The organism is Colwellia sp. RSH04 (genome assembly GCF_003545765.1).
Classification (GTDB): Bacteria; Pseudomonadota; Gammaproteobacteria; order Enterobacterales; family Alteromonadaceae; genus Colwellia.
Genome location: NZ_QXIO01000002.1, coordinates 281,557 through 301,759, shown reverse-complemented (window position 1 = coordinate 301,759; position 20,203 = coordinate 281,557). Strand labels below are relative to the sequence as shown.

The following is a 20,203-nucleotide window of genomic DNA, read 5'->3' as shown; positions in this document are numbered from 1 at the left end:
ATGTTATTGAGCAGCTTGTTTAGACAAAGAGAGCAACTATGTCGAAAAATTTATCACAACTTGCCCGCAGAAAGGGTATCGAGCACACGCTTTTTCAAGAACTAGTTTTGTCAGAGCGTCCCAAGTCATCACAAGAGAAATCAGATTTAGCGAAGGCGTTTTTAGTCGGTGAATCTGTCGTGTCGGGTACGGCAAGTTTTTATGATTTTATTGAAGGTGATAATGCTGGCAAAAAAGCGTATGTGTGTAACGGCTCTTCTTGTTTATGTGCAGGCACCCAAGATACCGTGAAACAAACATTAGCTAATGAGTTTGGTCAACATAATATCGGTCATGTTACGTGCTTAGGACGTTGTGCTCAAAATGCAGCCTTTCAAATTGATGGTAATAACTTTTCTGCCACTGATATTAATAACTTATCAAGTATAGCGAAAGAGCCCACACGTCTATCTACAGAATCTTATACAGTTGAGTGCACATTAGCTGAACCAATATTAACGGCAGAAATTAACAATGTTGCTGAATATTATCAATTATTTAACCAGTTAATAGCTAACTATAGCGTAAATGAACTACTGACTTTCATTAGCGACTCTGGTTTACGTGGTCGCGGCGGTGCTGGCTTTCCAACAGGTTTTAAATGGCGTTCATGCTTAGAAGCACAAGGAGATGAAAAGTATATAGTCTGTAATGCTGATGAAGGCGATGCTGGCGCATACAGCGATCGTTATTTATTAGAACAAAGGCCACATGCCGTACTCTTTGGTATGTTAGTGTCCGGTTATTTATCGGGCGCAAAAACCGGTATTTTATATATACGAGATGAATATCCAGACGCCATTATTAACACAGAGAAAGCGATTCATGAATTTAATCAACTTGCGATTAATTTTACCGATGAATGGCAATTCACCTTTAAAATTGTTCGTGGTGCAGGTGCTTATATTTGCGGAGAAGAAACCGCATTACTTCGCTCAATAGAAGGTCAAAGGCCTGTTGTTTCAGTTAGGCCTCCATTCCCGACTCAAAGTGGTTTATTTGGTTGTCCAACGGTAGTTAATAACGTAGAAACATTCGGTTCTGTCCATTATATTTTAAATAATAATGGTCAAGCCAAGAATATCGAACCTAGTGGTGTTAAACAATATGCATCAATGGGTAATGGTAAATCGACTGGTTCAAAGTTAATTTCTTTAGATTCTGCTTTTAACAAGCCAGGTGTTTACGAAGTTGCAATGGGAACACGATTAGCTGATGTTATTGCCCTAGCGGGTGGCTTTTCAAAAGCGATTAAGGCATTACATATCGGGGGGCCTTTAGGTGGTATTGTACCTGTTTCTGCGATAGAAAAACTAACGATAGACTTTGAATCTTTTGCCCAAGAAGGCTTTTTGCTTGGTCATGCAAGCGTGATTGGTATACCCGAATCGTTTTCTATGATTGACTATATGGCGCATTTATTTGAATTTACAGCCGCTGAATCTTGCGGTAAGTGCTATCCATGCCAAATCGGTTCAACACGTGGTCAAGAAATGGTAGAAAATGCCATTGCAGGCAAACAAGGTATTAATAACGACTTATTGAATGATTTATTAGAAACCATGCAATTAGGCTCTCTTTGTGCGCTAGGCGGTGGTGTTCCGTTACCTATTCAAAATATTTTGCAGTATTTTAGTGATGAAATAGCACCTTATCTTGAATCATCTAATGTCAATAGTGAAAAACAAAACAATACACAGCAGGAGGCAAAATAATGTCAGTCTCTTCAAACAATATAACCAATAAACAAGCCTTTCTTGATGGCGTGGCCTATACCATTGAAACAGGGGAAACTATTCTTGAGTTTAGCCGTAGAGTGCAAACGCACTTTAATATTCCCACGCTTTGTGATGATAGCCGCTTAGAACCTTATGGTAGCTGTAGGGTTTGTTCAGTTGATGTTGCTTTAGCGGCAGATGGACCTAGAAAGGTGATGGCCTCTTGTCATACGCCGATAGGTGATGGCATGCATGTTTACAGCCAGTCTGATCGTATTGTTAAATTAAGAAAAAACATCGTTGAGTTGGTCTTAAGTGACTTGCCTAAGCAGCAAATTCCTCCCGTAAAAAATGAACATACCACAGAGTTTGAGCAAGTAGTGTTAGATACGGGGGTTACTGAAGTTCGCTTTGCAAAGGGCAAGTACAGTGTTGATAGTATTCCTTATGATGAGAATGGTAGTATTGTTGATGACTCTCACCCCTATATGCGCATGGATCTTACCCAGTGTATAGATTGTAATCGTTGTGTACGCGCTTGTGACGAAATTCAGGGCGAGCAAGTACTTAATGTTGCAGGTAGAGGTTTTGATGCACGCATTATAAAAGGTCAAGACGTCAGCTTTGAAGCATCTGACTGTGTATCTTGTGGCGCTTGTGCTCAAACTTGTCCAACTGGGGCTATTACTGACGTATTCAGACAAAATTTAGCGAAAGAAAGCTCAACACAAATGTCTGCAATAGATAAAGTTCGCACCGTATGTTCCTATTGTGGTGTTGGATGTAACCTCGAAGTATCAGTTAAAGATAATAAAATATTATCCATTGAAGCGCCAAAAGATGCCACTGTAAATTCAGGACATACTTGTTTAAAAGGACGATATGCATGGCGTTTTTATAATCACCCCGATAGATTAACCAAACCACTTGTCAGGCTTGATGGAGAGTTAACTGAAGTGAGTTGGGATTTTGCTTTTGATTATTTAGCTAAGAAAATGAATGCTATTAAATCAGCACACGGCTCTGACGCGTTAGCAGGCATTTCTTCTGCACGATGTACCAATGAAGAAAACTATTTATTGCAAAAAATGATGCGGGTAGTTTTAGGCACCAATAACATAGATTGCTGTGCTCGAGTTTGTCATTCTCCCACGGCTTACGGTATGCAAAAAAGCTTTGGTACTGGCGCAGCAACTAATTCTATTGATGATCTTAAAGAAACAAACTTTATTCTTTTAATTGGTGCTAACCCAACCGCTGCCCACCCAGTAACGGGTGCTAAAATTAAACAAAAAGTACTCAAAGGGACACCACTTATTGTTTTAGACCCTGTAAAAACAGAATTGGCACGTTATGCAAATTGGCATATTCAACTTCGCCCTGGTACTAATGTTGCCGTTTTGAATATGATGGCTTATTACATTATTACAGAACAATTAATTGATCAAAGTTTTGTTGAAAATAGAACTGAAGAATACCTCGCTTATCGTGATGCTATTTTAGCACTGAATATAAATGAATTAGCTGCCATTGCAGGTGTTGATCAAAATCTTGTTAAAGAAGCCGCTATAGCTTACGCAAAAGCAACTCATGCCATGAGTTTTCATGGGTTAGGTGTTACTGAACATTCTCAAGGTAGCCGCGCGATAATGTGTATTGCTGATTTAGTTATGTTAACAGGTAATATTGGTCGTGCTGGTGTAGGAATGAATCCACTTAGAGGCCAAAATAATGTGCAGGGTGCTGCCGATATGGGGTGTCAACCTCATCAAGGGGCTGGCTATCTTGATGTGACTAAAGCGGATAACATTGACTATTATAAGTCACATTATGGCATTACCCGTCACGATGAATGGCCGATTGAAGTCGGTTATAAAATTCCTGAAATGTTTAATGCCGCTTTAGCTGGCGAATTAAAAGCGTTGTGGATCATGGGCGATGACGTTGTTCAAACTGACCCTAATCAACAGCATGTTGTTGCCAGTTTACGTAATTTAGATTTACTGGTTGTACAAGAAATATTCTTATCTGAAACAGCAAAAATGGCCGACGTAGTATTACCGGGAAGCTCATTTTTAGAAAAAGATGGTACCTTTACCAATGGTGAACGTCGAGTACAAAAAGTTAATGCAGCAGTACCACCTAAAGAAGGTTGCAAAACTGACGGACAAATCGTTGTTGATATGATGAATGCGCTTGGTTATTCGCAGCAAGATTATCATGCCGACAGTATGCTTGAAGAAATTTCTCAGGTTGTGCCATTTTTTGCTGGTATTACATGGGAAAACTTAGGTGATAATGGACTACAGTGGCCAGTAACAAAAGGCGGTGTTGATACGCAAATCCTTCATCAAGATAGTTTTACGCGTGGTTTAGGTAAGTTTCATTTCTATGAGTTTGAAGAAAGTAAAGAAGTAGAAGAGTACGGCGAAAAATACCCATTTATTTTAACTACCAGTAGAAACCTAGAACATTACAATGCTGGTACTATGACTCGCAGAACCGATAATGAAATCATTGTGAATAAAGATGTACTGTTAATTAACCCTGTTGATGCGAAAGAAAAATCAATTTCTGATCACAGTACGGTACGTTTATTTTCAGCTCGTGGTGAAATTGAATTAACTGTTGAAATTAGTGATAAAGTGAAACCGGGTATTTTATTTACGACCTTTCACTTCCCAGAGCTGATGATTAATAGGGTAACGGGTGATGTGACAGACAAGCACACCAAGTGCCCTGAATATAAAGTGGTTTCTGTTGGTATTGAAGCGTTAACTTAACCTAAAAGTTAACGCTTCAAAAGTTCAACTTAGGGCTATTGCAAAAGGTACTCTCATGAGTGCCTTTTATCATATGCTTTAGTTTACATATTAAAAAGATAGAGCAGGTTTTACGACAATGATTGTAGCTTTGTACAACTTTGTTTATATTAGCAAGTCTACCTTAATGAGTATTAGGCCTTAAATAATTACATGTCAGATGAAACGGACAGCCAAGATCTTCAGCTTTTTGAACTTCAACCCGGTAAATACATAGACGTACAAATTAATCACCCAGTGGCCGTTAGATTAAAGTTAACACTAATTGGCTATGAAATAGGGCGATATATCCTGATTAAATATCCTAAAGTGGTTAGCAAATCGCAATACAATGATGTGTTAATTGATGGCAATGTGGTTATTGTTCGATATCTTTTAGAAGGCAGTAAAGGTGAATGTTTTGCTTTTCGCTCAACAATAAAAAATATTACCAAGTACCCAGAAAAACATATTTACCTTGAATACCCGAAAAAAATTGAAAATCGTCAATTACGTATGCAACAAAGAACTACGATACATTTGCCATCGGTGATTATGCTAGAAGGTGCTGATAAAGAAACTAACACTAAAATTAACGGTGTTATCGGTGATATTTCAACCAAAGGGTGCGGGTTTACTTTTGTCAGTAAAAGTAATACTACCACAGTAAAGAAGCGCGATATTTTTGTTTGTCTAAAAAGCCCAACAGGCGAAGACGTAAAAATTCCCGCTAAAGTACGTAACAGTAGAAATGATGATGGCAAAGTTAACGTAGGTATTCAGTTTGTTGATGAGGGAAAAATAGTACCTAAATTGCTGTCTCAATTATTCATTGAAACTGGCGAGAGCTAATTAAGCTTAAAGCTACATAGCATATAGCGCATTTATAATGAATTTATCGCCTAAATAATTTCTAAACAGCGCTATTTTAAGCGGATTAATGGCTGACTAACTTTGTTGGTTCAGGTAGACTATTTCTTTTTCTAAATACGCAGCCACGCTACTACTCATGCGATTTATACATACCTCAGATTGGCATCTTGGCCAGTATTTTTATGGTAAAAGCCGAGCAAATGAACATCAGCAATTCTTAAATTGGCTGCTGCTTCAGGTTAAAACTTATCAGTTAGATGCCATCATCGTTGCTGGTGATATATTTGATACTTCAACTCCACCAAGCTATGCACGTGAATTGTATTTTGATTTTATTGGTAAAATCCAAAATATGCATTGTCAGTTAATTATTTTAGCGGGCAATCATGACTCTGTCGCTATGCTAGGAGAGTCTAAATCTTTATTAGCGAATTTATCGACACAAGTCGTCACTCACGCCACGCCGTATGAAGAAAGTAATAAACAGCTAGTTGATCAACTAGATGATCAACTAGATGATCAGATAATCACTATAAAAAATTCTGACAAGGAAGTGATCGGCGTTATATGTGCTGTGCCTTTTATTCGACCAAGAGATGTTATTACCAGTCAATCAGGTCAGTCAGCACAAGATAAACAACAAACACTTCAAAATGGCATAGCTAATCATTATAAAGGCCTATATGATCAAGCTAAACAAGTCGCTATAGAGCATAGACAACATGAAAATCATATTATTCCTATTATAGCTACAGGGCATTTAACCGCTTTAGGTGTTGCCTTGTCTGACAGTCAAAGTGACAGTGTTAGGGATATATATATAGGTACTCTGGAAGCCTTTTCATCGAGTGCTTTTCCACCTGCAGACTACATTGCTCTAGGCCATATTCATCGCGCTCAAAAGGTAGGTGGTACTGACCACATTAGGTATTCAGGCTCACCAATTCCTTTGAGTTTTGATGAAGCTAAGCAAGAGAAAAGTGTTTACTTAGTTGAGTTTGAACACAGCAACAAGCCCGTAGTATCACCTATTCAAGTGCCTTGTTTTCAACCATTGGCAATCATTAAAACGTCATTAGAAAGCTTAGTGACCAACACACAATTATTAGTCGAATCGTATCAAGATAAGTTAAATGCTAAACAAAAGATTTGGTTAGATATTGAAGTACAAAGTAGTGATTATTTAAATGACCTTCAACAAAGAATAGAAGCGCTGGTTAATGAGTTTCCTGTTGAGGTGTTACTGGTTAGACGAAGTAAAGAAAATAGAAAAGCCATGCTGCTTTCACAAGGATACAGTAACAAAGATTCTTTGGCTGAATTATCAATAAATGATGTATTTAACTCAAGGCTATCGCAGCTAGACTGGCAACAAAATGGTCTTGAGAGAAAAGATAGATTAACGCAATTGTTCAATAACATAGTAGAACAAACGAAAGAAGTGCAGAGTAATAGCACAACGGTTAAACAAGTTAGTCAAAATAGTACCTTGTTAGAAGAAAATAAAGATACACCAACTAATAATGCCAATGTTGAGGTTGGAAGTACAGATTAATGAAAATATTGACATTACGGTTTGAAAATATCAACGCGCTTAAAGGTAGCTGGAAATTAGATTTTACTACCGACCCCTTTGATGGCAATAGTTTGTTTGCCATTACAGGTGCAACGGGGGCAGGTAAAACAACCATTTTAGATGCAATCTGTTTGGCCTTGTATCATAAAACTCCGCGTTTAGAAGTATCAAAAAGTCAAAACCAGTTGATGACTCGCCATACGAGCCATTGTATGGCTGAAGTTGAATTTGAAGTCCATGGTGTAGGGTATCGTGCCTTTTGGAGTCAAAAAAGAGCGCGCAATAAAGTCGATGGCAACTTACTTGAGCCAGTTGCTGAATTAGCGCAACTTGATGGCGTTATTGTTGCCGAAAAACTAAAAGATGTTCGCGCAAAAATTGCCGATATTACAGGGTTGAATTTTTCTCGTTTTACTAAATCAATGATGCTTTGCCAAGGGGCTTTTTCTGCCTTTTTAAATGCTAAACCTAATGAAAGAGCACAGCTGTTAGAGCAGCTAACAGGTACTGAAATATATGGGTTGATTTCACAGAAGGTTTATCAAAACCATAAAGATGCAGAGAATAATTTAAAGCTTTTACAAGCAGAAAATAAAGGTGTTGAATTACTTTCAGCAGAGCAAATTTCGAGCATTGAAGATGAAATTAAAACGTTATCTGCACAAGAGCAGTTTACAAGTAAACAGGTAGACTTGTTTCATCAACTTCAGCGTTGGTTGGATAATTTTAATGACAACCAGAAAACCCTTGAAGATATTAGTGAATTACAAGCCAAGTTAACTAAAAAACAGCAAGAAAGAAAAGAAGATTTAACACGTTTGACGTGTTCAAAACCAGCCGAAGCATTAAGAGCACCCTATGAACAATATCAACATGCACTTAAACAAAGTGTTGATGCTGCGGCTACGGTTAAACATATTGAAACACAGCTCGAACTGCTGAAGACAGATGTAACAGCCTCAACAAACAAGCTAAATACTGTTCAACAACAAGTTAGTAAACAAGAGGTTGAGTTTAGCCAAACTGAAAAAGTATTGGTTGAAAAAATAACACCATTAGAGTTACTACTTACTCAGCAAAATTTAACCCTACAAACGCAAGAGAAAGAGCTAACGTTACTTCAACAATCAATAGCTTCACTTAACACGTCGCGCGATACATACGTGCAAAATAAAAAGGCGATTACTCAGGACATTGAGCAACAACAAGCATTTTTAAACAACAACTCAGCACTTGAGGCTTTAATCGAAAAATTACCTTTTTGGCAGAGCAAGTTTGAACAGTTAAACGACAAAAGTAATGAAAGGCAGCAACTCGATTCACACAAAGAGCAACTGTTACTTAATCATCAAGACTTAGTAAAAGAGCATCAATCATTATTAAGTAAACTCGAAGAGATTAAAAAAGGCAGTAAAACGTTAGAAGCGGTATGCAGCCAACATGAGAACAGTAAAAAAGAACATTTAGCACAATATCAGCGTAATTACTCTTTAGATGTTTTGACAGGCCAGGCCATGAGTGCCAATGGACTAACTGAAATATTGATGAGCATTCAACAGCAATCTCATACTTGGCAGCAAGCACAACAATTGTCTTCACGATTCATCAAATTAAAAACTGATCTTACAGTATTCGAGCAACAATTGATTGAAGATGAAATAGCCAAAGTAGCGTTAGCGAATGAATTATCAGCGATGCGCGCTGGTTTTTCCAAGCTTAATCAGCAGCAAACTGATGTTGAAAATTTACTCGAACAACAACGCGCTATTATGGATTTGACCGATCATAGAGCGAAGCTTGTCCCTGATAGTGCTTGTCCGTTATGTGGTTCATTAGAACATCCTTATGTTAAAGATTATCAAGTAATAAACAATAATGAACATGAAGCGCGCTTAGTAACCATAAAAGAAGAAAAGTTAACGCTTGAAACGCAGGGTAAAGCGCTTAATCAACAGCATAGTCATTTGCATGAGAAAATAAATGTCGCGATAACCCAAAAGCAAAAAGTAGCAGAAGAGTTACAAAGCTTAGAAGAGCAATGGCAAACGATTGCAGCTAGCTTATCGTGTAATTTACTTCCCTCAAATGAGCAGCAAATTAATGAACAAGTTAATAGTACTTTTACCCTTTTACAAGCGACTCAAGCTTTACAAACTACGCTAGCAGAAATAGAGCAAGCTGTAGATTATGCTAAGCAAGAGTTTATAGATATCGAAAAACAAGAAAATGAGCTACAAAATCTTATCGCTGTTCAGCAAGCGAATATTCTAAATTCTGATAAAAACCTGCTAGAAAGCACGAAGCAAATTGACTTGCTGCTAAACGAATTTGAACAACTAAAAGCAGCTCTTTTTAACGATATCACAGCGCATCAATTTTCGTTGCCAATATTGTCTTTTGACTTAATTCAGCGAAATGACGAACAAGAATATCATGGGAAAACAGAGTCGTTGTGGCTTGCTGAATTATCTGAAAAACTCGCTAACTTTTTAACAACAAAAGAGTTGATACAAAGCAATGAAAAACGGTTAATTGATATAAATCAGCAATTGATTTTACAAACCAGTCAGCTTGAACATGCTACTGAACAGCATGCAATACTTTTACAGCACAACACATCTCTTAAAGCAGAGAACACGGAACAAAATAAGTTACGCGTTACGCTTTATGAGCAAGTAGGTTTTACAGGTGCTGATGTTCAAGTTGTTGATAATATAAGAAAAAACTTAAATAGGCAGCGAGAGGCTAACGAAAGCAATTTAAAGCTATTGCAGCAAGAGAATCAAGGCTTATTACAACAAAAGCAGCATTTTCAAGGGCAATTATCTACCGCTAATGTGCATTTTAATAGCTGTGCAGCAATAGAAACTACCGTTAAAGAAGCATGGATTGATGTTTTGTCTGCGAGCGATTTCGAAGATGAACAGTCATTTTTATTGGCGTTAATTTCACCAGAACTAAAAGTTGAATTAGAACAGTTAGCGCAGCAAATTGATGATGAAAACAAACGAATAATGGCGTTAAGTAAAAGTGCACATACTCAGCAAGAAAGCCTAATTGCTCAACGCGAAGACTTTAAAAAGCAAGGGGTAGATACATTCAATAATGATTCAATTAACGAAGGTTTAAATGCCAACAAAGCATTGCTGAAAAAACAGCAAATGCAATTGGGAAGTCATCAACAATTAATCACGCAACATGCAGAAAATATTAAAAAGCAGCAAACTGTACTCACTAAAATTAAAAATGCTGAGCAAGAATTAGATGACCTAAGCCATTTGAATAGCCTTATTGGCTCAGCAGATGGTGCTAAATTTAGAAAGTTTGCCCAAGGACTGACATTAAATTACCTCGTTCATTTAGCGAATGAGCAATTAACAAAGCTTCATGGTCGTTATCAGTTGCAATGTCAGCAAAGCGATAACTTAGCTCTAGCAGTGTTAGATACATGGCAAGGTGATGTTGTTCGAGATACTAAAACCTTATCTGGTGGGGAGAGCTTTCTAGTGAGTTTAGCGCTAGCGCTTGCGTTATCTGATTTAGTGAGTAACAAAACCAGTATCGATTCCTTATTTTTAGATGAAGGTTTTGGCACTCTAGACAGCGATACGCTAGAAATAGCACTTGATGCGCTAGATAGTTTAAATGCATCTGGCAAAATGATTGGCATCATTAGTCATGTTGAAGCATTAAAAGAGCGTATTGCAGTACAAATTAAAGTAGAAAAGCGCAATGGTTTAGGCGTTAGCGGTTTAGATAAGCAATTTGCATTTACTAACACGCCCTCGTAAAAAGGAATGAAAAGTGGAAATTTGGATTTATTTCACGCTATTAGCAGCAACCATGCAGGCGGTACGAACTGCGGGTCAAAAACAACTGTCTGGTAAGTTAAACGCTATGGCGACTACGGGAGTTCGCTATATCTATGCTTTGCCATTTGCTTGGGGTTATTTATGGTGGTTACTTCACTACAAAGAGCAAACCGCTCCGTCATTAAATAATGACTTTTTACAATACGCGCTCATTGCCTGTGTAATGCAAATTATCGGTACTGCATGTTTGGTCGCTGCGTTTCGATATCGTAATTTTGCCGTGGCCACGAGTTTAGCTAAAACTGAAGCTATTCAAGTCGCTATTGTCGGCGCATTACTTTTTTCTTCGCATTTAAGTGGTTTAGGCTGGTTCAGCGTTATTGTTGGGGTAGTCGGGGTGTTTTTAGTGTCTAAAGTAAAGTTTACTTTGGGTGAAGTATTTAAGGGTTCTGATGCTATAACCGGTATGGCATATGGATTAGCTGCTGGGCTAGGTTTAGCGATAACCACCTTACTTATTCGTGAATCAAGCTTGGCACTAAATACTGACTTAATGGTAAGTGCTGCGGTTACATTGGTATTTATGATCACAGTGCAAACCATTATTTCTATAATATATGTTTACATACAAGATAAAGCACAATTATACCTAATGCTTAAACATTGGCGTTTATGTTTATTTGTTGGCATAACGAGTGTATTAGGCTCTATCGGTTGGTTTACTGGCGCCAGTTATCAAAATGCAGCCTATGTGAAAGCGCTTGGACAAGTCGAGTTTTTCATTACTTTAGCGCTTACTTATCGCGTTTTTAAAGAAACAATTTCTGTAAAAGAATACGTGGGTATGTTTTTTATTGTATTAAGTGTTGTTATTTTATTGTTATGGGCTTGATCCTTAGCAAAACCAAGGTACACTTCGCTGCAATTAAGATAGATTAAACGTTGAGATAATATGAAAATTTCAGATAACAAAGTGGTTCACTTTCATTACACATTAAAAAATGAAGCGGGTGAAGAGTTAGAATCTTCAGCAGGGCATGAGCCTCTTACATACTTACATGGTGCCAATAACACGTTAGTTGGTTTAGAAAAAGCATTAACGGATAAAGCGGCTGGTGATAAGTTTTCAATAACTTTACAACCTGAAGAAGCATACGGTGAGCGCGATGAAGCGGCTATTCAACGTGTTCCAGCAAAGCATTTACAAGGATTACCTAGTAAAAATGCTAAATGGAAGGCGGGTATGGTTGCCATAGTGCAAACAGAGCAAGGTCAACGCCAAGTGACAGTGCTTAAAGCTGGCAAGTTCATGATTACTGTTGATGTGAACCCGCCGTTAGCAGGAAAAGTTATCACTTTTGATATAGACGTAGTTGATGTAAGAGAAGCAACAGAAGAAGAAATAAGCCATGGCCATGTTCATGCTGCTGGAAGTAGCTGCGGGCATGATCATTAATAACGTGTGTTAGCTTAAATGTAGCAGTTATACCTTATCTGAGATGATTAGTTTATTAGGAGCGACTGCAATCGTTTTAAGCTTTGTAATCTAATTATCTACTCAAGCTATCACTGCTATACATAGTAGAGTCATTAACTTTCAAAATTACCTCTAAAACACATTAATAGTCTAGGCGTGTTGATATTGTCAGTAATGCGCTATTTTTATCATTAGCAAAGTAATATGAACGCCGTTTGGTTGTTCCAAATAAGTAAATACTCATGCCGATAATTTTAAAAATAGTCATTGCCCTTTCGGCTGAGGTTAAAATCTCTTTACGCTGCGTTAAAAGTTGCTAATTTAGCAAGTAAACTACACAACTCCTCCTTGATTAAAGGGGGAGATCTCTTAGCTGCATTATTAAACAAAGATAAACACGCCCTAATATTTTTAATTATTAAAGTTTCCTTAAGAAAGCCTTAAGGAAACTTTTTTAGACTTAGGGCTGTAATTAAATAGACTAGGCTAATAAGATGAGAACGATTGCAATCGTTATAACTGCATTAATATTGTTGGTAACCCATGCGCACGCTACAGATAATACGTCATTACAATACAAGAACATTATCAAACAATATAAAGGTAATGTGATTTATTTAGATTTTTGGGCTTCATGGTGCACGCCTTGTCGAAAATCGTTTCCTTGGATGAATAAGATCCAGAAAAAATATGCTGATAAAAACTTCAAAGTCATTAGTATTAATCTGGATGCAGAGCCAAACCTTGCTAAGCAGTTTCTCGCTAGCACTCCAGCCAATTTTACTATTTTAAATGATCCTAATGGAAAACTTGCACAAGAACTTCAGCTTAAAGGTATGCCAAGTAGTTTTATCATTAATGCTGAAGGTAAAATTGTTAGTGCACATGTAGGCTTTACGGATAAGAAAAAAGTACAGTATGAACAAGAAATTGAACAGTTATTGTAAGGAGTTACTATGAAAGTTGTTAATATATATAAGAGGTTAGTTACGCTTAGTTTAGTGTGTAGTGCAGTTGGGTTAAGTGGTTGCACAAGTTTAGGTGTAGAGCCTTGGGAAAGAGATTTATTAGCTAAGAAAGAAATGGCGTTGACCAGTGCTCCTATCGATGCATCGTTAGATGACCATATTTATTTTAGTAAAGAAGCGACTAGCGGCGGTCGTAGTTTTGGTGGTGGAGGTTGCGGATGCAATTAAAAGTCAATAAAACTAATCTAAAAGCGATGCTAACTACGGCAAGCTGTGCTTTATTAGGAAGTACGGCGAACGCCTCTACTGAAGAATCTTGGCAGTTTGATACCGCAATAATGCATTATGCAGAAGTGGATCGTGTTTCGGCCACAGAAGCGATTATCGCAGGGACAAAAACATTCAATAATGATGAAGTACTTAACTTAAAAGTAACCATTGATGCCTTAACGGGAGCATCACCCAATGGCGCTACTGCTCAACCAACCCCACAAACATTTACAAGGCCGTCAGGCAATGGTCAATATACAGTTAACGCGGGTGATACACCGTTAGATGATACCTTTCATGATACGCGGGTTCAGTTAACGGGACAATGGACGCAACCTTTGTTAAAAGACTATATCGTGAGTGTAGGGGGGAATTTTTCTAAAGAATATGATTATATGTCAGCGTCATTAAATGGCAATGTAGCAAGAGATTTCAATAAAAAGAATACAACGTTATCTGCGGGAATGTCTTTCGCTTATGATGTCATCGAACCAGAAGGTGGTATTCCAAAACCTTTATCTGCGATGGTTGTGGGTGATGCTGATGATCCAAACTTTGAAGATGACTTTAATAAAACACGAATAGGCAGTGACGAGTCAAAATCTACCATTGATTTATTATTTGGTGTAACCCAAGTTATTAATCGACAAATGATAGTGCAATTAAATTATTCCTATTCAACGGTAAGTGGTTACATGACTGATCCGTTCAAAATAATCAGTTCTGTTAATCATAACGGGGAAGCTCAGGCCTACTTGTATGAGAATAGACCTGATGAAAGAACCAAGCATGCTTTTTTTGGGCAAACTAAATATCACTTCGACAGCGGCATACTTGATGCTAGTTATCGCTTTATGACTGATAATTGGCAGATAGATTCTCATACGTTTGATTTTAGGTATTTGATCCCCTTTACTAATGGACATTTTATCGAACCGCATTTTCGTATGTATACGCAAAGTGCAGCAGAGTTTTATCAGCCCTTCATAGCACAAGATGAAGCAAAACCGAATTTTGTTAGTGCTGATTATCGCATTGGAGAACTAGACACCTACACAGTAGGTCTAAAATACGGCATGCCAATGGGAGATGGAAATAATTTATCTTTTAGGTTGGAGTATTATCACCAAACCCCTAAGAGTAATGGAATTCAAGCTATTGGTGTATTAAAAGAAGTTGAATTATATGAAGAAGTTGATGCTATAATTGCACAAGTAACTTATTCATTTTAATTGGTTTTATGTCAAATATGGACAAAGCGACCAGGGTTGTTAACTGCTTGGCTAGGGAAGGAGGGTTTACACTTTCCTTCTTTGCTATGGCAAGTTTGTGTGAAGTCTTAATCGATACAGATAACGAAGCATTAGCCATAGAAGTAGGGCGTATTGCGGCTAATGAAGCGTGGCGTATTGAAGATAAGTATTCTCGATACGACAGCAAGAGCCTTTGTTCTGAAATTAATAACAAAGCAGGGCAAGTTATTGAAATTGATAAGGAGACTTTTAACTTATTTGAATTTGCCAACCAATGCTATGACATGAGTGAAGGGGCTTTTGATATAACTTCGGGAATATTACGAAAAGCATGGCCCTTCGATGGAAGTGACAACGTACCGAGTAAAAAAAGTGTTCAGGCCGCTCTTCAGTTTGTTGGATGGGATAAAGTCAGTTACTCTGCGAACTCATTTGTGATGAAAAAGGGTATGGAAATTGATTTTGGTGGTTTAGGTAAAGAATACGCGGTTGATCGTGCAGTATTATTGATAAGTCAAAAAACTAATGCCCCTTTTCTAGTGAATTATGGTGGAGATTTAGCTGTGTACGGCACCAGAGAATATGATGCCCCTTGGCAAGTTGGCATTGAACATCCATCTTTCGATTCAAGCCAATCTACCCTTGTTACATTAAGAACAGGGGCCGTTGCGACAAGTGGTGACGCAAATAGATTTTTGTTGAAAAATAACCATCGGTATAGTCACATACTTAATGTAAAAACAGGCTGGCCAGTGATTAACCCACCTAATTCTATCACGGTAGCTGCACCACAATGTATTCAAGCAGGATTTTTAGCAACATTAGCGCTTATTCAAGGTGTAAATGCTGAAAACTTTCTTAAAGAGCAGAATATATTGCATTGGTCAATTAGATAGATGATTCACGATAAAAAGGCTTTTTAAATTATGAGGTTATTACTTATAGAAGATGATGTACACCTTGCTAATGGTTTAAAAGAATCTTTAAGAAATGAGGGGTATAGTACAGATGGTGTGTTAACAGGTAAAGATGGCGTTTCTGCAATTAGAACAGGTGATTTTGATTTAGTTATCCTTGATTTAGGTTTGCCAGATATTGATGGATTAGATGTATTAAAGCACATTAAAAAGATAAAGAACTCGCTTCCCGTGTTGATTTTAACGGCACGAGACGGTATTGAAAACAAAGTAAAAGGACTAGATTTAGGTGCTGATGATTATTTAGCAAAACCGTTCAATATTGAGGAACTGTTAGCAAGGTTAAGAGTAATAGAAAGAAGGCTAGGTACTCATACTTCGTCTGTCATAAAGCATAATCATGTAGAACTAGACACGCAAGGCCACACTATTTTTGTTAACGAAATTGAAAAAAAATTTTCTCGAAGAGAATATATGATCGTTAAGTCATTACTTGAAAATGTAGGAAGAATTCAATCTAAAGAACAACTGGAAAGTAAGCTCTATGAATGGGGTGAAGAAGTTGCCTCAAATACAATTGAAGTACACATTAGTAATATAAGAAAAAAACTCCCTAAAAACTTTATTAAAAATGTTAGGGGTGTAGGTTATGTTGTGAGTAAAACATAAATGAGCATACAACGATATTTGCTCATTGTTATACTATCGGTCGTTACATTGGCATCATTCGGAGCAGCTCTACAAGGGTATAAGGCAAGTAAAACCAAACTCAATCAAGTGTTTGATGAAGAAATGCGATCCTTTGCTATTGCCTTATTGCATAGCCCAATTAAAGAAGCATCAACCAATGTTGTATTACACTCTGTTTTTGCCTATCAAATATGGCTAAAAGATAAGTTACGTTTAAAAAGTGATAACTCCCCAGAAGCAATTATTACCAATACCGAGCATGGGTTTAGTGATAGCAGTTTTTTAGGGAAAAGGTGGAGGGTGTTTGTTTTGGTTGAAAATGAAACCAAGGTAATTATTGCACAACCCATCAATCAGCGATTTGAATCAGTTGAACAAGTGTTACTAGAAGCCATACTCCCGATTGTTTATGCTATTCCTCTCATCGGTTTATTAGTTTTTTTTGCGATAAAAAAAAGCTTAAAGCCATTAACCATCTTATCAAACCAACTCACCAAAAAAAATGCTAGAGACTTAACGCCTATTACCGTTAAAGAAAATTCTGAAGAACTAAAACCTATCGAACAAACACTCAATAACTTACTTGAACGATTAAATAATGCTTTTGAGCGAGAAAAACGTTTATCAGGTGATGCTGCGCATGAGCTAAGAACCCCTATCAGTGTGTTAAAAATTACTGCGCATAACTTAATGATTGCCTTTGAAAGCAATCGAATTGAACGTTACCATATTGATGAACTCAATGAAAATACAGTAAGAATGGCTCATGTCATTGAGCAGATAATTGCGCTCAACAGAACAACACCGGAAAATTTTGAACAAAACAAAGTTGAATTAGATTTAAGAGCGTTGTTACAGGACGTTATTTCCGATAACTTTGAAAAAATTGAGCAATCACAACAAACTATTTCATTGAATGCAAAGCCAGTACACATATTAGGGGATAAATTTTCGCTTGAAATATTATTCGATAATCTGATTAAAAACGCGAATAAATACAGTGGAAAAAATACAAATATCCTTATTTCTGTTGAAGATTATGTAGATAATGTACAAGTGGTCGTAGAGGATTCAGGTGCTGGTATACCTAGTGAGCAGTTAGAAAAAGTATTTCATCGGTTTTATCGAGGTAAACAGCATACTGAAACAGGAAGTGGTTTAGGGCTATCTATCGTGAAGCATATAGTTGATTTACATAATGCCGAAATACAATTAATGATCTCTGAATTGGGTGGATTAAAGGTTGTTATCAACTTAGCTAAAACGAATACTGTGGCGCTTAATAATGACTAAGTTTTTTCGTCTAAGGTTGATTTTTGCTATGTTTTGGCTGTTTGTATCACACAGTTCAAAAGCGCAGACAAAAGAGTTTTATCTAACTTTAGAGAATCATGTTTTCACTCCATCTGAATTAAAAGTTCCGGCAGATAAAAAAGTAAAATTAATCATTTTTAATAAAGATATGGTAGCAGAAGAGTTTGATAGCTTTGATTTAAATAGAGAGAAAGTTTTATTTCCTAAAAGAAAAAGTACGATTTTTATCGGCCCATTAAAGCCAGGTAATTATGAATATTTTGGAGAGTATCACCCAAACTCTGCAAGGGGAGTGATAGTAGTTGAGGTGAAAGATGCTAATTAATACGGTGATTTTATTTATTAAAGATTTATTGCCTATTTTTGTCTTACTTTGCTTAATTAGCACTTGTATTGCGCCAAATAGAGTAACTAATAAAAAACGACTTTATGTTTGTTTATCAAGTGTCGTTGGTATCTTTGCCACATTTTATTATTTACCCATGATGGGAGAGCTATTTGATGGAATGGGTATAGAAATTATAAAAACACTTGAGTTGGGCGTGGTCTATTTTTTCCTTTTAATTGGTTGTTCTTCTTTATTGAGTCAAAACACTATAGCAGCACATCAAAGTAATTTAACTATTGTTGGACTGATTATTTTTACTGTTATTAATGCAAGTGAGTTTATTACCTTTCTCGATAGTTATTTGACAAGTCGCCAATCTATTAAGGATGTTGTAGCGGGGTTATCTATTGGGCTAGGTATTTGCTTGAGTTTTAGCGCCTTACTCTATTTATCATTACATTGGTTTATCAAAAAAGAATTTTTCATCTTTGTTTACATTGCATGGGCATTATTTTTATCCGGACAAATAAGCCAAGTGGTAAATCTTCTCCAACAAGTAGATATTCTTAAAAGCAGCGGAGCGCTTTGGGATAGCACTAAATTCGTAAAAGATAGTTCTGAGTATGGTCATCTTCTAAAAACACTCTTTGGTTATGAAGCCAGCCCTTCATTGCAGTTTATTCTGTTATACACAGCAAGTTTATTACTATTTATAGTGATTTTTTTTATCAAATCATCAAAAAAACATCACTGTGATAATGATAGTTTTTTGGAGAACCAAAATGTGGTCTAGATTATTAGCTGTAATGTTACTTATTTCTTCTAGTGCTGCAATTGCAGATGGTATGGTCGTTGATAAAGTTTACCATCCTTATGTGCTTCCTAATGAACAAGAATTTGAATGGCGATTAATGTCTAGGCAAACAGATAGTAATACCTTAATTGGCCAGAGGATAGCTTACGGCCAATCATTAAGTGAAACGGTCATGGTAGAAGGGTATCTAATAGGTGAGAAAACTAAAACTGAGGATTTTGGTTTACAAGCTTATGAAATTGAAGTCCGCTGGATGATGACAGAACAAGGTGAATTTTGGGCTGATTGGGGAATGTTATTTGAAGTAGAAAAGCAACACAAACAAAATGATTGGGAGGTCACTACAGGCATAATTTTTGAGAAAGAATTTGGTCGAACTAGCCTTACCATGAATTTGTTTGGGATCTATGAGTGGGGTGAAACGATTCAAGATGAAATTGAAGTAGAATTTAGGCTTAAATATCGCTACCGATGGATGCCACAAATTCAACCTGCAATTGAAATCTATACTGGTGAGGATTATATTGGTTTAGGTCCTGCTTTTATGGGGATTCAGCGTTTTGATGGACAAAAACAACTTAAATGGGAAGCAGGATTTATAACGGAAATTTCTAACTCAGGTAAAGATCATAGTCTAAGAGTTGCTTTAGAGTATGAGTTTTAACTTTTAGGTTCGGTCTGTTTTTTAGTCTTCAAATACTAATTTGCCAAAGTACTCTGGTCGATGATAATCAGGTTGTGGCACGTCAATAGTATTCCACACTGCATATTGCGGTTCAATCCTACCACCACAACGATAAAAATTTCCAAACCAAGTTTTCAGGTTTACTGCTTTAGATGTTAGTTCTTCAATAACTTTAAACGGAATAACTAGTTCAACTTGCCAACTGTTATCCTGTGCTTGCTCAAGCTTTATCGGTGAAGAGATACTCGTTAGGCAGGAGATTTTGCTAGCTGATTCAAGGGAAATAAACGCACGTTTATCTCGATTTGGACCATAAGCAATATGCAAAGTGCCACAACAATTCACTTCGATATTGATATAGTCACTATCAAGCTCTCCGCTTGGACTAAAGAAAAACTCGACGCATGAATCTTCACAAATAAGCATATGGTTTAATTGTGTTTGTATGGCATAGCTATGGTTATCTTGTGCGACGATTTGCATATATAAGTGCGTAGGACTTGCTGCAAGCTTCACCACCGTTGTTTGTTTTGAGCCTTGCTCAAACCACGGGTAAGTATCTATATGTAGTGCAGGTATATGGTGCCAATCTATTTCATTTTGTTTTATCTTATTTGACAGAGAGGAGATTGTGTAGTGCTTCATTAAAGGCTCTTTCATCTTATTTA

General features: G+C 37.0%; 17 protein-coding genes. 16 read left to right on the top strand and 1 reads right to left on the bottom strand.

Annotation, left to right across the window (positions count from 1 at the left end):
* Positions 1-38 precede the first annotated feature (38 nt).
* The 16 genes from D1094_RS04870 to D1094_RS04795 all read left to right on the top strand — a co-directional run bounded on the left by D1094_RS04870 (position 39) and on the right by D1094_RS04795 (position 19,514).
* Positions 39-1,754 carry an NADH-ubiquinone oxidoreductase-F iron-sulfur binding region domain-containing protein gene (locus D1094_RS04870; protein WP_118958967.1) on the top strand — a complete coding sequence of 572 codons (1,716 nt, stop codon included), beginning with the start codon at positions 39-41 and terminating at the stop codon, positions 1,752-1,754.
* Positions 1,754-4,540: a formate dehydrogenase subunit alpha gene (fdhF, locus tag D1094_RS04865; protein WP_118958966.1), complete on the top strand. Its 2,787-nt coding sequence runs from the start codon at positions 1,754-1,756 to the stop codon at positions 4,538-4,540. The genes D1094_RS04870 and fdhF overlap by 1 nt, the downstream gene beginning before the upstream one ends.
* Positions 4,541-4,732: 192 nt before the next feature.
* Positions 4,733-5,410, top strand: coding sequence for a flagellar brake protein (locus D1094_RS04860; RefSeq protein WP_118958965.1), 678 nt, complete (start codon positions 4,733-4,735; stop codon positions 5,408-5,410).
* A 157-nt stretch (positions 5,411-5,567) separates the two neighbouring features.
* Entirely contained in the window at positions 5,568-6,986 is a 1,419-nt protein-coding gene (gene sbcD, locus D1094_RS04855) for an exonuclease subunit SbcD (RefSeq protein WP_118958964.1), read from the top strand.
* Positions 6,986-10,798 carry an AAA family ATPase gene (locus D1094_RS04850; RefSeq protein WP_118958963.1) on the top strand — a complete coding sequence of 1,271 codons (3,813 nt, stop codon included), beginning with the start codon at positions 6,986-6,988 and terminating at the stop codon, positions 10,796-10,798. The genes sbcD and D1094_RS04850 overlap by 1 nt, the downstream gene beginning before the upstream one ends.
* A gap of 13 nt (positions 10,799-10,811) precedes the next feature.
* Positions 10,812-11,711: a DMT family transporter gene (locus D1094_RS04845; RefSeq protein WP_118958962.1), complete on the top strand. Its 900-nt coding sequence runs from the start codon at positions 10,812-10,814 to the stop codon at positions 11,709-11,711.
* 60 nt (positions 11,712-11,771) lie between these two features.
* Positions 11,772-12,275, top strand: a complete 504-nt coding sequence (locus tag D1094_RS04840; RefSeq protein ID WP_118958961.1) for a peptidylprolyl isomerase — start codon at positions 11,772-11,774, stop codon at positions 12,273-12,275.
* Positions 12,276-12,790: 515 nt separating this feature from the next.
* Positions 12,791-13,243: a TlpA disulfide reductase family protein gene (locus D1094_RS04835; RefSeq protein WP_118958960.1), complete on the top strand. Its 453-nt coding sequence runs from the start codon at positions 12,791-12,793 to the stop codon at positions 13,241-13,243.
* A 9-nt stretch (positions 13,244-13,252) separates the two neighbouring features.
* Positions 13,253-13,492 carry a DUF4266 domain-containing protein gene (locus tag D1094_RS04830; RefSeq protein WP_118958959.1) on the top strand — a complete coding sequence of 80 codons (240 nt, stop codon included), beginning with the start codon at positions 13,253-13,255 and terminating at the stop codon, positions 13,490-13,492.
* The gene (locus tag D1094_RS04825) at positions 13,483-14,766 is read left to right on the top strand and encodes a DUF3570 domain-containing protein (RefSeq protein ID WP_118958958.1); all 1,284 of its coding nucleotides are present in this window, start codon (positions 13,483-13,485) and stop codon (positions 14,764-14,766) included. The genes D1094_RS04830 and D1094_RS04825 overlap by 10 nt, the downstream gene beginning before the upstream one ends.
* A 17-nt stretch (positions 14,767-14,783) precedes the next feature.
* Positions 14,784-15,683, top strand: coding sequence for an FAD:protein FMN transferase (locus D1094_RS04820; RefSeq protein ID WP_118958957.1), 900 nt, complete (start codon positions 14,784-14,786; stop codon positions 15,681-15,683).
* A 30-nt stretch (positions 15,684-15,713) separates the two neighbouring features.
* Complete coding sequence (locus D1094_RS04815; RefSeq protein WP_118958956.1) at positions 15,714-16,373, top strand: response regulator transcription factor; 660 nt, start codon at positions 15,714-15,716, stop codon at positions 16,371-16,373.
* On the top strand, positions 16,374-17,687 hold the full coding sequence (locus D1094_RS04810) for an ATP-binding protein (RefSeq protein ID WP_118958955.1): 1,314 nt from the start codon (positions 16,374-16,376) through the stop codon (positions 17,685-17,687).
* A complete protein-coding gene (locus D1094_RS04805; protein WP_118958954.1) occupies positions 17,680-18,033 on the top strand; it encodes a cupredoxin domain-containing protein in 354 nt (117 codons plus the stop codon). Before D1094_RS04810 ends, D1094_RS04805 begins: the two co-directional genes overlap by 8 nt.
* Complete coding sequence (locus tag D1094_RS04800; protein WP_118958953.1) at positions 18,023-18,829, top strand: hypothetical protein; 807 nt, start codon at positions 18,023-18,025, stop codon at positions 18,827-18,829. The genes D1094_RS04805 and D1094_RS04800 overlap by 11 nt, the downstream gene beginning before the upstream one ends.
* A complete protein-coding gene (locus D1094_RS04795; RefSeq protein ID WP_118958952.1) occupies positions 18,819-19,514 on the top strand; it encodes a hypothetical protein in 696 nt (231 codons plus the stop codon). The genes D1094_RS04800 and D1094_RS04795 overlap by 11 nt, the downstream gene beginning before the upstream one ends.
* Positions 19,515-19,535: 21 nt before the next feature.
* Here D1094_RS04795 and D1094_RS04790 read toward each other — a convergent pair whose 3' ends face one another.
* Positions 19,536-20,180 carry a carbohydrate-binding family 9-like protein gene (locus tag D1094_RS04790; protein ID WP_118958951.1) on the bottom strand — a complete coding sequence of 215 codons (645 nt, stop codon included), beginning with the start codon at positions 20,178-20,180 and terminating at the stop codon, positions 19,536-19,538.
* Between the last annotated feature and the right edge of the window lie 23 nt (positions 20,181-20,203).

Excerpts from the sequence above, each read along its gene's own strand:
- D1094_RS04835 (WP_118958960.1), top strand. The coding sequence starts at position 12,791 with ATGAGAACGATTGCAATCGTTATAACTGCATTAATATTGTTGGTAACC.
- D1094_RS04860 (WP_118958965.1), top strand. The coding sequence starts at position 4,733 with ATGTCAGATGAAACGGACAGCCAAGATCTTCAGCTTTTTGAACTTCAA.
- D1094_RS04850 (WP_118958963.1), top strand. The coding sequence starts at position 6,986 with ATGAAAATATTGACATTACGGTTTGAAAATATCAACGCGCTTAAAGGT.
- D1094_RS04870 (WP_118958967.1), top strand. The coding sequence starts at position 39 with ATGTCGAAAAATTTATCACAACTTGCCCGCAGAAAGGGTATCGAGCAC.
- D1094_RS04830 (WP_118958959.1), top strand. The coding sequence starts at position 13,253 with ATGAAAGTTGTTAATATATATAAGAGGTTAGTTACGCTTAGTTTAGTG.
- fdhF (WP_118958966.1), top strand. The coding sequence starts at position 1,754 with ATGTCAGTCTCTTCAAACAATATAACCAATAAACAAGCCTTTCTTGAT.
- D1094_RS04795 (WP_118958952.1), top strand. The coding sequence starts at position 18,819 with ATGTGGTCTAGATTATTAGCTGTAATGTTACTTATTTCTTCTAGTGCT.
- D1094_RS04810 (WP_118958955.1), top strand. The coding sequence starts at position 16,374 with ATGAGCATACAACGATATTTGCTCATTGTTATACTATCGGTCGTTACA.
- D1094_RS04840 (WP_118958961.1), top strand. The coding sequence starts at position 11,772 with ATGAAAATTTCAGATAACAAAGTGGTTCACTTTCATTACACATTAAAA.
- D1094_RS04800 (WP_118958953.1), top strand. The coding sequence starts at position 18,023 with ATGCTAATTAATACGGTGATTTTATTTATTAAAGATTTATTGCCTATT.
- D1094_RS04805 (WP_118958954.1), top strand. The coding sequence starts at position 17,680 with ATGACTAAGTTTTTTCGTCTAAGGTTGATTTTTGCTATGTTTTGGCTG.
- sbcD (WP_118958964.1), top strand. The coding sequence starts at position 5,568 with ATGCGATTTATACATACCTCAGATTGGCATCTTGGCCAGTATTTTTAT.
- D1094_RS04790 (WP_118958951.1), bottom strand. The coding sequence starts at position 20,180 with ATGAAGCACTACACAATCTCCTCTCTGTCAAATAAGATAAAACAAAAT.
- D1094_RS04820 (WP_118958957.1), top strand. The coding sequence starts at position 14,784 with ATGGACAAAGCGACCAGGGTTGTTAACTGCTTGGCTAGGGAAGGAGGG.
- D1094_RS04815 (WP_118958956.1), top strand. The coding sequence starts at position 15,714 with ATGAGGTTATTACTTATAGAAGATGATGTACACCTTGCTAATGGTTTA.
- D1094_RS04825 (WP_118958958.1), top strand. The coding sequence starts at position 13,483 with ATGCAATTAAAAGTCAATAAAACTAATCTAAAAGCGATGCTAACTACG.